Origin of the sequence: Shewanella sp. ENK2 (assembly GCF_043568515.1) — a bacterium.
GTDB lineage: Bacteria > Pseudomonadota > Gammaproteobacteria > Enterobacterales > Shewanellaceae > Shewanella > Shewanella japonica.
Map to the genome: position 1 here is coordinate 1,130,480 of NZ_CP171406.1, position 13,047 is coordinate 1,143,526.

Annotated in this window: 12 protein-coding genes and 1 pseudogene; 6 read left to right on the forward strand and 7 right to left on the reverse strand. The window is 41.1% G+C overall.

What is annotated here, in order from left to right; genetic code table 11:
• The first annotated feature begins 85 nt into the window (after positions 1–85).
• Both ACGEDC_RS05055 and ACGEDC_RS05060 read left to right on the forward strand, forming a co-directional pair.
• Positions 86–1,993 carry an ABC transporter ATP-binding protein gene (locus ACGEDC_RS05055; RefSeq protein WP_372037003.1) on the forward strand — a complete coding sequence of 636 codons (1,908 nt, stop codon included), beginning with the start codon at positions 86–88 and terminating at the stop codon, positions 1,991–1,993.
• 154 nt (positions 1,994–2,147) lie between these two features.
• Positions 2,148–2,606, forward strand: coding sequence for a DUF2390 domain-containing protein (locus ACGEDC_RS05060; protein WP_119967945.1), 459 nt, complete (start codon positions 2,148–2,150; stop codon positions 2,604–2,606).
• An 83-nt stretch (positions 2,607–2,689) separates the two neighbouring features.
• Here ACGEDC_RS05060 and arsJ read toward each other — a convergent pair.
• From arsJ to ACGEDC_RS05085, 5 genes and pseudogenes are all read right to left on the reverse strand, one after another.
• Positions 2,690–3,924 (reverse strand): annotated as a pseudogene (arsJ, locus tag ACGEDC_RS05065) (organoarsenical effux MFS transporter ArsJ).
• Positions 3,925–3,971: 47 nt separating this feature from the next.
• A complete protein-coding gene (locus tag ACGEDC_RS05070; RefSeq protein WP_080916779.1) occupies positions 3,972–4,988 on the reverse strand; it encodes an ArsJ-associated glyceraldehyde-3-phosphate dehydrogenase in 1,017 nt (338 codons plus the stop codon).
• Between the two features lie 92 nt (positions 4,989–5,080).
• Entirely contained in the window at positions 5,081–5,419 is a 339-nt protein-coding gene (locus ACGEDC_RS05075) for a metalloregulator ArsR/SmtB family transcription factor (RefSeq protein ID WP_055024934.1), read from the reverse strand.
• Between the two features lie 242 nt (positions 5,420–5,661).
• Positions 5,662–7,251, reverse strand: a complete 1,590-nt coding sequence (locus tag ACGEDC_RS05080; RefSeq protein WP_394496884.1) for a GMC family oxidoreductase N-terminal domain-containing protein — start codon at positions 7,249–7,251, stop codon at positions 5,662–5,664.
• A 48-nt stretch (positions 7,252–7,299) separates the two neighbouring features.
• Positions 7,300–7,800, reverse strand: coding sequence for a hypothetical protein (locus ACGEDC_RS05085; RefSeq protein ID WP_055024936.1), 501 nt, complete (start codon positions 7,798–7,800; stop codon positions 7,300–7,302).
• A gap of 180 nt (positions 7,801–7,980) precedes the next feature.
• Here ACGEDC_RS05085 and ACGEDC_RS05090 point away from each other — a divergent pair, with 180 nt between their 5' ends.
• The 3 genes from ACGEDC_RS05090 (at position 7,981) to ACGEDC_RS05100 (ending at position 10,334) form a co-directional block, all read left to right on the forward strand.
• A complete protein-coding gene (locus tag ACGEDC_RS05090) occupies positions 7,981–8,943 on the forward strand; it encodes a hydrolase (protein WP_065109445.1) in 963 nt (320 codons plus the stop codon).
• Positions 8,944–8,947: 4 nt separating this feature from the next.
• Complete coding sequence (locus ACGEDC_RS05095) at positions 8,948–9,202, forward strand: YheU family protein (RefSeq protein WP_055024938.1); 255 nt, start codon at positions 8,948–8,950, stop codon at positions 9,200–9,202.
• 256 nt (positions 9,203–9,458) lie between these two features.
• Positions 9,459–10,334, forward strand: coding sequence for a phosphoribulokinase (locus ACGEDC_RS05100; protein WP_055024939.1), 876 nt, complete (start codon positions 9,459–9,461; stop codon positions 10,332–10,334).
• 228 nt (positions 10,335–10,562) lie between these two features.
• Here the strand turns inward: ACGEDC_RS05100 and ACGEDC_RS05105 are convergent, their stop codons facing one another.
• Both ACGEDC_RS05105 and ACGEDC_RS05110 read right to left on the reverse strand, forming a co-directional pair.
• Positions 10,563–10,982, reverse strand: coding sequence for a hypothetical protein (locus tag ACGEDC_RS05105; protein WP_055024940.1), 420 nt, complete (start codon positions 10,980–10,982; stop codon positions 10,563–10,565).
• 255 nt (positions 10,983–11,237) lie between these two features.
• Positions 11,238–12,029: a tetratricopeptide repeat protein gene (locus ACGEDC_RS05110; protein WP_080916792.1), complete on the reverse strand. Its 792-nt coding sequence runs from the start codon at positions 12,027–12,029 to the stop codon at positions 11,238–11,240.
• A 378-nt stretch (positions 12,030–12,407) separates the two neighbouring features.
• On the opposite strand from ACGEDC_RS05110, the gene crp reads away from it, so the two are divergent.
• Complete coding sequence (gene crp, locus ACGEDC_RS05115; protein ID WP_055024942.1) at positions 12,408–13,043, forward strand: cAMP-activated global transcriptional regulator CRP; 636 nt, start codon at positions 12,408–12,410, stop codon at positions 13,041–13,043.
• Positions 13,044–13,047 lie beyond the last annotated feature (4 nt).

A 13,047-nucleotide genomic window follows, 5' to 3' on the forward strand; every position in this document is an offset into this window, starting at 1 on the left:
TCCAGTCTCGCTCTGGTATTAAAAAACTATCAATTACGCTATTATCCCTGCACTTTTTGTCTTATCACCAATCAAGTTGCTATTCATGATTAACATCAGTCAAGCCCAGCTCATCCGTGGAACAAAAACCTTACTCGATGATGCCGATCTCACCGTATACCCTGGTCATAAAGTTGGCCTAGTAGGCGCAAACGGAACCGGTAAGTCTTCATTGTTGGCCTTGATTTTAGGTAACTTACAACTCGATAAAGGTGATTTTAGCCTTCCAGCAGGCTGGCAAATTGCGACTGTAGCGCAAGAAACACCTGCATTAGAAGTCTCAGCATTAGAATACGTGCTTGATGGTGACGTTGAGTTTAGACAACTTGAAGCTCAACTCAATCAAGCACAAGAAGATAATGATGGTCATAACATTGCGCTGATCCATGGCAAAATCGACGCCATTGGTGGCTATGCAATCCGATCACGAGCGGGGGCATTATTAGCGGGCTTAGGTTTTAGTGAAACAGAACAAAGTAGCCCAGTAAAAAGTTTCTCAGGTGGCTGGCGTATGCGACTTAACTTAGCACAGGCTTTATTATGTCGCTCTGATCTTTTACTTCTCGATGAACCTACCAACCACTTAGATTTAGATACCATGTATTGGCTTGAAGGTTGGATTAAAGCATATCAAGGCACACTGATCCTTATCAGTCATGACCGTGACTTTATTGATGGTATTGTGGATGAAATTGTTCACGTTGAGCATGCCAAGCTTAACTATTACAAAGGTAATTACAGTGCCTTTGAACGTATTCGTGCTGAACGCTTGTCACAGCAACAAGCCGCATTTGAACGTCAACAAAAAGAACGTGCCCACATGCAATCTTTTGTTGATCGTTTCAGGTATAAAGCCAGCAAAGCCAAACAAGCTCAAAGCCGCTTAAAAGCCTTAGAAAAAATGGCTAACCTGTTGCCTTCTCAAGTTGACAGCCAATTTCATATGGCGTTTCGTGAGCCAGACGCCCTACCAAATCCGCTAGTGACAATGGAAAATGTTTCTATTGGTTACGGTGATAAAACCATTTTAAGTGAAGTAAAGCTCAACCTTGTGCCTGGGGCTCGTATTGGCCTACTTGGGCGTAATGGTGCGGGTAAGTCGACTCTTATCAAATTACTTACTGGCGAATTAGCGCCGAAAACAGGTAAATATCAGCCTAACCCTGGGCTAAATATTGGTTACTTTGCTCAGCATCAAATCGAATTTTTAAGTTTGGATGATAGCCCATTGCAACATATGGTGCGATTAGCGCCAAATGCCAAAGAGCTTGAATTACGTAACTTCTTAGGTGGGTTTGGCTTTAATGGTGATATGGCTTTGTCTGCTGTCGGGCCATTTTCAGGTGGTGAAAAAGCCCGCCTGGTATTAGCGCTATTAGTTTGGCAAAAACCAAACGTTTTGCTATTAGATGAACCCACCAACCACCTTGATTTAGAAATGCGCCATGCGCTGACAATGGCCTTGCAAACTTTTGAAGGTGCCATGGTCATCGTGTCACATGATCGACATCTTTTACGGTTAAGCTGTAGCGATTATTACCTTGTAGACCAAGGCGCTGTTAAACCATTCCAAGGCGACTTAGACGACTATCATCAATGGCTACTTGATGCAGCAAAAGCTGCACAACCGGTTTCAGATGATAATAATGTAAAGCCAGCAGTCGATAAAAAGCTGCAAAAAAGGTTAGAAGCAGAGTTGAGACAAAAGGTATCGCCTTTACGTAAGCAACAAATCAAACTTGAAACTCAACAGCAAAAAATAACCAGTCGTTTAAGTGAGCTTGAAACAGAATTGGCAGATGGTTCACTGTATGAAGCTGAAAATAAAGCTAAAATGACGAAAGTGCTCAATGAACGAACAGAACTGACTCAAGCAATGGATGAAAGTGAAATGACTTGGCTAGAGCTACAAGAGCAAATCGAAGTTATTGAACAAGAATTTACGCTTAGCTAATTAAGTTATCAGCATTATTGCGGGGTTAACACTGTCAGCCCCCGCTTGAATCACATAACGTCATTCAAGCAATGGAGTACCAATTTACAACAGGGCTAGAGTAAACAGGCACAAGCCCTATTGATGGACGCTAGTATTTAAGGAGAAATAGCCAGTGCAACAGTTTAATTCGTTACTTTGGCGTGATTGTGATAACCGTTACGCCGCTCATCGTTTAAGCTATATTAGCGTGCAAGACGATTATCAGGTCAATATTAATCTCCTTTTACTCGCTCAATATCTCGACCAACAGCAGCACCCTTTAGCACTCGCTCAATGGGAAAGCTTAGCTGCAACTATTGAAGATTGGGATACCAAAGTGGTTTCGCCTTATCGTAAATTACGCCGCCTAGCAAAAACCTATTTGCAACCGGGTGAGTATCAACAGATGTTGGATATCGAGCTCATGATGGAGCGAAAAACCCAGCAAATGTTACTTAAAAAGCTGAATCAGTTTGAAGCAGAAGGTGTTAGCGTGGTTGTTAACAATGACAATGACACCTATAACACGGACAATTATTTGTGTTTATTTGGTATTGATGCAGACTACTTTACCGGTCTGCAATCTGCTTAACATCATTTTGCTGGTTATCGCTTCTCAATAACCAGCAAAATGTTTATTAAAGGTATTTAGCCTAAATTCTTAGCTTTATCTTCTTAACGATTTGGTTTTTGTGTCATAGGTTGATGTTGTGGTAGCTTCAATGAAATCACTGCTGCCAACGCAATAAATCCACTTGAAATCCACAGGCACGCTTCTAAACCGTATTGCTGAAATACCCAACCAGACAACAATGTGCCTATCAGTCTACCCATGGCATTTGCCATGTAATAAAAACCGACATCGAGTGACACGCCGTCTTGATCTGCATAGCTGACAATTAAATAGCTATGCATCGACGAATTAACCGCAAACAAGCCGCCAAAAATCAATAAACCACCGATCAATACTGCTTGGCTATGCCAGTCTGACACCAAAGCCAAAGCAATCAATCCAGGAATAACAGCTAATATCCCAGCCCAAACAAATGCGCTTTTACCATCCGGCACCTTGCCTTGCTTTTTACCAGTAAAGTAAGGAGCAAAAGATTGCACAGCGCCATAACCGATAACCCATGTCGCTAAAAAACCTCCGACATACCAATGATCCCAATTAAACTGACTGGCTAAATACACTGGCAAGGCTACGACAAACCAAACATCTCTAGCAGAGAACAAGAATAATCTTGCGGCAGAAAGGTAGTTTATCGTGCTACTTTTAGAAAAAATCTCAGTAAATTTCGGCTTAGCTGTGGCCTTACCCATTTCACTTTTTAAACTAACAACACTGAAGATCCATACCAACAACAATGCCAGCACCATAATCAAAATAGCAACTTGGAAACCAAATAGACTCAATAATGCACCACCTAAAAAAATCCGACTCCTTTTAAGGCATTTTTAGAACCAGTTAAAATGGCGACCCACTGATAAAGCTTACTTTCCGCTCCAGCTGGTACGAGTGTTTTAATGGCGCTTTTAGCACTCATTTTATTCAGGTCTTTTGCAATACCAGATAGAGCTTGCGCTGCCATCACCCAGACGACAGTTAACCATTCGTTAGGAACGAGTAGCATTGATAATGCAATCACTTGCATACCAAGGCCGATATTCATGGTGCGATTTAATCCTACCCTCGCACCTAACCAGCCACCCACTAGGTTAGTCACAACACCAAAAATTTCATAAAACAAAAACAACATCGCAATTTCAATCGGGCTATACCCTAGCCCATGAAAGTGCAGCACCACCAGCATTCGCAAGGCGCCATCAGTTAATGTAAACGCCCAATAGTTGCCGGTCACAATTAAGTATTGTTTTATTTCACTAGGCAAATTTGCCAATTTAGTCATAAAAGACATCGCAATAACCCTGTTTACTCTATCCGCTCCCAAATTGACTAGGAGTTAGCTTTATCTTGTAAACCCACTAAACGCATTAACTCTGCGGTGCGGTTTGCATAGCCCCATTCATTGTCGTACCACACGTATAATTTTACTTGAGTACCATTTACCACCATGGTCGATGGAGCATCAATAACTGCTGAACGAGGATCAGTTTTATAATCAATAGACACAAGTGGTCTTGTTTCATAACCCAGCACCCCCGCTAGAGGGCCTGCTGCAGCCTCACTCAATAATGCGTTAACTTCCGCTTCCGTGGTATTTCGGCTCACTTCAAACACACAATCTGTAATTGATGCATTGGCTAATGGCACACGAATAGCGTGACCATTTAAGCGCCCTTTTAATTCAGGGAAAATATGAGTGATTGCCGTAGCCGATCCCGTTGTTGTTGGAATAAGGCTCATGCCACACGCTCTTGCACGACGTAAATCTTTATGGGGTGCATCAAGGATTGTTTGGGTGTTTGTAATGTCATGAATCGTTGTCATTGAACCATGCACAATCCCAAGTGATTCATGAATCACTTTAACCACTGGTGCTAAACAGTTTGTAGTACATGATGCAGCAGTAACAATCGGATGGATAGCTTGATCGTAATCTTGATGGTTTACGCCCATAACGACATTTAACACACCGTCTTCTTTTACTGGAGCAGTAACCACAACACGTTTTACACCTTGATCTAAATAAGCTTGTAATTTTGCTTTGGTCTTCATCACACCTGATGCTTCAATCACCACATCACAATTAGACCAATCGGTATCTGCAATCGCTTTATTCGCTGTACAAGTGATTTTATGACCATTAACCTCAATAACATTATCATTGGCGATAGCTTCATGTTCCCAGCGACCATGGACAGAATCAAAGTTAACCAGATGCGCTAACGTCGCAGCATTACCAGCAGGATCGTTAATCTGGATAAACTCAACATCTTCCCAATCAAACGCAGCACGAAAAGATAAACGTCCCATACGGCCAAAACCGTTAATTCCTACTTTAATTGTCATAAGTCACCTTCTTAATTCATTCATCGTAATTTGTCGTGTTGGTTTTACAGCCCAGTGTATTTGTCATTGCGCTGCATGTGCGTTAAGCAAGGTTAGCAGCACATTTCTTTAGGTCGATTAGGCATCTCGGCCAATCGTTTAACATCATTGGCAATAAATTCACTATTAGACTCAGCTGTTTGAGCAATCATAGTTTGCATCCATTGCGGTAGTTGAGGATTTACTCGGTAATAAACCCATTTACCTTGACGTCTATCAACAAGCAGTTCTTCTTTTCGTAGCTGAGCGAGATGGCGAGAAATCTTCGGCTGACTGTCATTTAACGCGGCCATTAACTCACACACACACAGTTCATGATTAACAGAAATAAGGAGCAAACTGCGTAGGCGAGTTTCATCAGCTAGGCATTTAAAAAAGACATTGGGTTGCATAAGCACTCTCTCACCGCTTGGCTCATATCCTAGAAATGGATGATAAAAGCCGCACAGTTAAATCAAATAATATGCCGACAATATATATGGATAAACACATATATGCAATTCCATATACGTATTTTTTTAGCTAGATAATAATGGTTTGATAACCTACGTTAAAAGCATCGAATTAACTCATTGTTTTGATATAAAAAAACCGACGCAATGGCATCGGTTTTTATTCACATGAAATAGCTCATTTATACACTAGGCGTTGTCGGCTTCAATCGTTCGGCCAATAAAGTAGCATTTCTTGCAACAATGCCATAAATCGATAGCTGAGGGTTTGCACCTAAGCTAGTTGGGAACATTGAGCCGTCCATAACTGATAAGTTTTCGAAATAATGAGACTGCCCTTCACTGTTAATCATTGAAATGCTTTTATCTTCTCCCATTGCGCAGCCTCCCATGACATGAGCGGATGCCACAATGGTTTTTAATAAACCTATGTCCATAGTCGCAATGGTCTCTTTAGCTTGTTTCCAGCTTAATTGCATCCCTACCCCATCATTTATTGGCAACACTTTTTGTGCGCCCGCAGCAAACTGTAATTCAGCCATAGTCGCAAAAGCACGTCTTGCGGTGTCCCAAAATGGTTTTTCAAGCGGGTAATCTAATGCAAAGCCTGAATCTGTTAACCTAACTTGTCCACCAACACTATCTGCAGAATAGCCATCTCTTACAAGCGCTATCATTACCTGTAAATTATTAAAGTGGGTCATTAACTCTGCATGACTTCGCCCGTAGCCGATGGTTTTAGATGCGATTAACACAGGATGAATCGGCGGCACTTCCAATTTATAGCCCATTTCGCCTGCTGCACCGTCGCGCCATACAAATTCATCAGAATAAATAGACTGAGGCGCACCACTGTGGCCATCAATTTGTTTGTCAAAAATACTTCCCGATAATAAGGTCGGGTGTAGAAAGGTTTTACCCAGTAATTGATGAGGATCTGGAGTCTTTGCACGCATCAAAATTGTCGGCGTATGTATCGCGCCTGCACTTAAAATATAATGTCTTGCACTAAAGGTGAGCTTACTACCACGATTGGAAGAGTGGGCAGTTAGACTGTCAACTTTATCCGCTTTATGTGCTAAATCAACAACCTTAGCATTTGAAATCAAGGTTGCACCATGAGCTAGCGCACTGGGAATGGTTGTTACCAACATCGACTGCTTTGCATTGACTGGACACCCCATGCCGCAATAACCTGTATTCCAGCAACCTTTAACATTGCGTTTAATGACAGTGTATTCCCATCCAAGTTTTTCACAGCCCTCTTTTAATGCAGCGTTATTCAAGTTGGGCTGGAATTGCCATTCACTGATATTCAGTCTTGCTTCCATCTTTTCAAACCAAGGCAATAAGCTTTGGGATGAAAGCCCTTTGACAGATTTTTCTTGCTCCCAAAAAGCCAATGCCTTTTCAGGAGTTCGAATTGAAGTCGTCCAGTTAACCGTGGTTGAGCCGCCAACACTGCGTCCCTGAAAAATACCAATGCCTTTATCAGAGGTTTTCATCGCTGCTGCTTGTTGATATAAGTTGGGGTAAGCAGTGCGCTCTTCCATATCAAAATCTTGTGAAGATTTAAGCGGCCCCGCTTCAATCATGATCACCTTTAAACCGGCATCGGTAAGAATTTCAGCCGCGGTTCCACCACCTGCACCAGTCCCAACAATCACAACATCAGCTTCAAAATGCTGGTCTTCTGTCAGTAAGTTGGCATCAATATGCTGCCAGCCTTCATTTAGTCCAGTGATGATTGGATCGACAATATTTGTTGCCATTTGATACTCCAGGATCTGTTGTTGTTATTGTTGTTGCGATCAAATAGGTTATGCATCAAGAAAGGTGGGTTTTGCATAATGTAATCGCCCCCAGTGTTCGGGACAGGCGTAGTAGCTCGATACAATCAATTCGCGCAGCCCTATGTAAGCTGTCTGCATCATATCTAAAAAGTGGTGGCGCCACTGTTCTAACATATCGTTTAACTCAGCAGGGGTTCTTAACATTAGCGGCGTGATGCTACTGGTTAAAATCAGCAAGCCAAAGCGAGACTCAAGCATTGATAATAACTGAGATAATTCTTGTTGTTGCTCAGTGGGTAGTACGCTAATCGTTTGGTTAATCGCATTAATGGTTCGATTTAAAAATGCCTCACGATAGTTAGCCACTTCTGGCAATGCTCCGTCCATAAATACAGGGATAAGCACACTAAATAGCAAACGGTGTGTGTCGTCAGGGCTATCACTCACTTCTGGTGTATACAAGCTCACGCCTAATGCCAGTGCCGCGGTACCAGTAAATGCTCCAGTTAAAAAGGTTCTTCTTTTCATTATCATCCCTTTATTGACATTGCCTACCTACTGAGTTGTGCACTCGCATTTTCAAAAGCTCTTGGCTTGATTGAAACGCGCCAAATCTGTTGCCTTAAAAGCAACTATGCTAAAGTGAACTCAATCAACATTTAAACACACGTTTGAATATTAACAAACCACTGTATATAAAATAACCCTATGAAAAAGCGTTTCATGCCACCTTGGTGGGCCGTAAGCTCCCATATTCAAACGATTTTACCTGTATTCACCAAAGTGGACAAACCAGAGTTAAAACGTCAAAGACAAGAGTTACCTGATGGCGATTTTATTGATTTAGACTGGTTAGCGACACCGGTTAATGGCAAGCCGATTTTAGTTATTTTACATGGTTTAGAAGGCAGTAGTGACTCACATTATGTCCGCAGAATGTTGCAAACGGCCAATGATCATCAATTGTGTGCTGTTGTGCATCACCATCGCAGCTGCTCAGGTACCCCAAACCGTTTAGCTCGGAGCTATCACAGCGGTGATACTCAAGATATTCACTTCACGCTATCCCAATTAAAACGTCACTACCCTGACTCACCATTATTAGCAGTAGGATACAGTTTGGGTGGAAATGTATTAGCTAAATATCAAGGTGAGCATGGTCATCAAAGCCAATTAGACAAAACAGTTATTGTTTCTGCGCCTTTATGTTTAGCAGCTTGTGCTAAAAAACTCGAAAGTGGATTTTCAACAGTTTACCAGCAACATTTAATCAAGCAGTTACAACAAAAAATGCAGGACAAACTCACTCAACAACACTTAACGAGTTCCATGCCAGTGACTGCTAATGAGATTGATAAATTAACCACATTTCATTTATTTGATGACAAAGTCACTGCGCCTCTACATGGCTTTAATGATGTATTTGACTATTATCAACGTGCTAGCGGTAAGCCATTTTTGCAGCATGTTCAAAAGCCCACATTGATTATTCACGCTAAAGACGACCCCTTTATGACTGATGCAGTGATCCCTTCTGAGGATGAATTATCAAAGCATGTAGAATACGAGCTTCATCATCACGGTGGTCACGTCGGTTTTATTTGTGGCGGCACACCGTGGAAACCTAAGTACTATTTAGAATCCAGAATCATCTCTTTTATGACGAGTTAACCCTATGCTAATCCCTTTTGAAGCCTTACAACAGTTACCACCAGATACGCTCAACAACCTTATAAAAGAGTATTTATTCACTCAGGTAGAGGATGGTTCATTTGGTCAATTAGATGATGACCAAATTCAGTTGGCCATTGAAAAATGCAAACAGTCACTGAAACAAGGTGAATTAAAAGTCGAGTACAGCGAGGATGATGAGTCAATCGCTATAAGACATAAAGATCAGATTATTTACCCTACGGCGGACTTTGATTAAACTTCGCCATGCTCAGTATGCCTTTGCAATTTAAACCTTAGATAAATCATAACAGTGGCTCAAAATCTATACATTAGCGACTGCTTAGATATTCATTTTGATTGGTATAATATTGACCTAAAAGGTTTCAGCCCGTATAAATAGAGTCTGTTTTTCTTCGAGTTTAATCATGAAAGTGTTAACGATGAGCAGATCGACAACACGTAAACTGTCTCAGAATTTTAACTAATTTTCACGTTTGATCTAGGTAGGATAAATGTCCACAAAACATCCCATTATTGCTGTTACAGGCTCTTCAGGCGCTGGCACAACTACGACCACGACTGCATTTACCCACATCTTTCGTCAATTGGGCATTAATGCTGCTTTTATTGAAGGTGATAGCTTTCATAATTTCACCCGTGCAGAAATGGAAGTATTGATCCGCAAGTCTCAAGCTGAAAATCGTAATATCAGTTATTTTGGGCCAGAAGCCAATAATTTCGTCAAACTTGAAGAGTGCTTTCAAAGTTATGCTGAAACAGGTCAAGGACAAACACGTAGTTACCTTCACACGTTTGATGAAGCTGTCCCATTCAATCAAATGCCTGGCACATTTACCCAATGGCATCCATTACCAGAAAACACCGACATGCTTTATTACGAAGGACTACATGGTGGTGTTGTCACAGAGGATGCTGATGTTGCCAAACATGTGGACTTATTGATTGGCATGGTGCCTATCGTCAATCTCGAGTGGATTCAAAAGATCATTCGAGACACCTCTGATCGAGGTCATAGTCGTGAAAAAGTCATGGGGTCTATTGTCCGCAGTATGGACGATTACATTAAACATATGACGCCGCAGTTTTCTCGTACGCATATTAACTTTCAACGCGTACCCACGGTAGACACCTCTAATCCGTTCAGCGCAAAAGATATCCCAAGCTTAGACGAAAGCTTTGTCGTTATTCGTTTTCGCGATATAAATAATGTCGACTTCCCGTATTACCTAAGCATGATTGAAGGGGCATTTATGTCACGAGTGAATACTTTAGTCGTGCCAGGTGGCAAAATGTCATTAGCTATGGAGCTGATTTTAACCCCGTTAATTAAAGACTTAATGAACAAGAAGACAGCCGAGAATGAATAGTACTCTCTGTTTCAATGGTAAAGTCTAATATTGAAATGAGTAAATAAGTTGTTGCTGTTAAGCTTGATTTAAGCCATAGCCCTTATCATTCTGGCTATCGGGATTTCAGGCGAAAGAACGATAGTTGATGTGCTCATGGGTGTTAATTCCCCCATCTTTATCTGTTAGCGCACTTGGGCATATCAGCAAACCCTCTTCACGCTCGACTATACTAAATTTACACGAAACCTAATCTAATGATGCTAATAAGCGTTTAATTTCTTCACGGACATTATCTACCTGCTCTACAATTTGACTGGCTGCTTGTTCATCATCGTGCATTGAATGCCACTGAGTTGACCAAACTTGAGTTAATTCGACAGACTCCTTCGCAACCGCTTGATTGGTTAGGCTACTTAAATCAGCAATAAGTCCAACCTTAACCCAGCCTACACGTGGATTTCCTTGTTCTAGGTTATTGTCATAATGTGCTGCGTATACTAACTGTTGAACTTCAGCAAGTTCTAATAGCATCTCAAAACAAGCCGTTCTGACATTACTATTATTCTCTGTTATTTCCATCCGCCATACATTATAAGAAAACCCCATAAGCGAAAACAGCACACTGAAAATAACGGTGAGCTGATAAAGCTTCATATTACTTGGCATTCCAACTCCTTAACGATTTCGTGCAGGACAATCAAAACCAGTTTAGTTAAAACAAGTGCAGCCTTAATCATAGATAATAATGATTCAAAGCAGAGGAAAATCGCTAAGTACACATTTGGAGTGGCACCTAATTAGCACCAGATACAAAAAAACGACCCTTAGGTCGTTTAACTCATCATGTTCTGAAAGAGAGTTGGAGTGTTGTGCCTATGCCCTCACTGATAATCAATCGCTTTCGAACTCGTGCTGCTTAATTTAATTCATCAGTGGGATAATTTCACGATAGGCTTGTTTTTGACGATATTGCTCTAAACGCATAATAAATTCATCACTTTGGGCCACCGTTGGATTTTTCTCTAATGCTTCAATGGCTTTTTGCTGTGTATCCACAGCAAGTTCGAATTCGCCTAACTCAGCATATGCCGCAGCGAGATTATCTAAGTTAGTGGGATCATCAGAGTTATTTTCAAGTAATTGTAACGACAGCTCCACAGCACGTGAACCGTCTCGGTATTGCTCTTCAGGGCACGTTGCTAAAATCCAAGCCACATTTCCCAGTGCTACAGCATCGCCTACTTGGGTAAATTGCTCTAATGCTCTGCCGCAATTACGCTCAACACCATCGCCACCAGCAGAGTAAATAAAGCCTAGACGAAAATGTGCTCGCGAATCACCTTGCTCTGCAAGGACTTGGTACCACTTTTCAGCAACAGCCAAGTCACGGGGTAATAAGTTTCCTTCAAAGGATAAATCTGCAATCGTCTGTTGTGCTTTAATATGATCTTGTAATGCAGCTTGCTCAACCCAATACAGGCCTTGGCTGGTATCTTGATCAACAAATCGCCCAGCCAAGCTCATCAGGCCCAGTAAGAACTGCGCATCTGCATTTCCGTCTGCAGCACGTAATTGAATATGTACCAACTTGCTAGCAGCTTGTGATTCAAGCGAAGCAGGTATAGAAAAAGCATGGGCAGGTAATACAGCAGCGCCACTGAACAATAACGAACATGCTAAACCTAGATTGACTAGCTTCTGAGAATATTTCACTTCAACCTCTACGACATCGATTTCACTTTGATAATCGAATTAACAATAACTATCAATTGCGGTTTTTACAACAATGGAAAGTGAATTCTAAGTGCAAAATATTGTAAATGACTCAAACATAGGAACAAAAAACAGGATAACTTTATCAATAAAACAGCTTAGATGACTTGATAAATAATTTAAGCCGCACTAAATTAGATGAACATCGTTAGCTAATGTAGCAAAAATAAATTTTAAATTTAATAAGTTAAATAGTGTACTGGCAGCATTTTTCATAATGTTAAACTCGATCTTCATCAAAGTTTTGTAAACATAAGTCAAGTACAATTACTTTATTAGCTAGTCCTTACTTTCATTTTATCAATCGAGGAAATACACATGGCTCTGATTGGCAAGCCTAAACCTGATCCAACTTTGGAGTGGTTTCTTTCACACTGTCACATCCATAAATACCCAGCGAAAAGCACCTTGATTCACGCAGGTGAAGAATCTGATACGCTTTACTACATCGTGAAAGGTTCAGTCGCAGTATTGATTAAAGATGAAGAAGGAAAAGAAATGATCCTTTCTTACCTTAATCAAGGTGACTTCATTGGTGAATTAGGTTTATTCGAAGAACAAGCAGAACGTACTGCTTGGGTTCGTGCAAAACAACCTTGTGAAATTGCTGAAATTTCTTACAAGAAATTCAAGCAGTTAATTCAGGTTAACCCTGAGATTTTAATGAAGTTGACCGCTCAAATGGCTTACCGCTTACAAAGCACTAGCCAAAAAGTGGGTGACTTAGCCTTCTTAGACGTTGCAGGACGCATTGCACAGACTTTATTACATCTTGCTAAACAGCCAGATGCAATGACTCACCCAGACGGCATGCAAATCAAGATCACTCGTCAAGAGATTGGTCAGATTGTTGGTTGTTCACGTGAAACTGTTGGCCGTATCTTAAAAATGCTTGAAGAACAAAATCTTATTCAGGCTCACGGTAAAACTATAGTGGTTTACGGAACACGTTAAGTTA

Excerpts from the sequence above, each read along its gene's own strand:
- ACGEDC_RS05070 (WP_080916779.1), bottom strand. The coding sequence starts at position 4,988 with ATGACAATTAAAGTAGGAATTAACGGTTTTGGCCGTATGGGACGTTTA.
- crp (WP_055024942.1), top strand. The coding sequence starts at position 12,408 with ATGGCTCTGATTGGCAAGCCTAAACCTGATCCAACTTTGGAGTGGTTT.
- ACGEDC_RS05085 (WP_055024936.1), bottom strand. The coding sequence starts at position 7,800 with ATGAAAAGAAGAACCTTTTTAACTGGAGCATTTACTGGTACCGCGGCA.
- ACGEDC_RS05080 (WP_394496884.1), bottom strand. The coding sequence starts at position 7,251 with ATGGCAACAAATATTGTCGATCCAATCATCACTGGACTAAATGAAGGC.
- ACGEDC_RS05095 (WP_055024938.1), top strand. The coding sequence starts at position 8,948 with ATGCTAATCCCTTTTGAAGCCTTACAACAGTTACCACCAGATACGCTC.
- ACGEDC_RS05090 (WP_065109445.1), top strand. The coding sequence starts at position 7,981 with ATGAAAAAGCGTTTCATGCCACCTTGGTGGGCCGTAAGCTCCCATATT.
- ACGEDC_RS05105 (WP_055024940.1), bottom strand. The coding sequence starts at position 10,982 with ATGCCAAGTAATATGAAGCTTTATCAGCTCACCGTTATTTTCAGTGTG.
- ACGEDC_RS05075 (WP_055024934.1), bottom strand. The coding sequence starts at position 5,419 with ATGCAACCCAATGTCTTTTTTAAATGCCTAGCTGATGAAACTCGCCTA.
- ACGEDC_RS05100 (WP_055024939.1), top strand. The coding sequence starts at position 9,459 with ATGTCCACAAAACATCCCATTATTGCTGTTACAGGCTCTTCAGGCGCT.
- ACGEDC_RS05055 (WP_372037003.1), top strand. The coding sequence starts at position 86 with ATGATTAACATCAGTCAAGCCCAGCTCATCCGTGGAACAAAAACCTTA.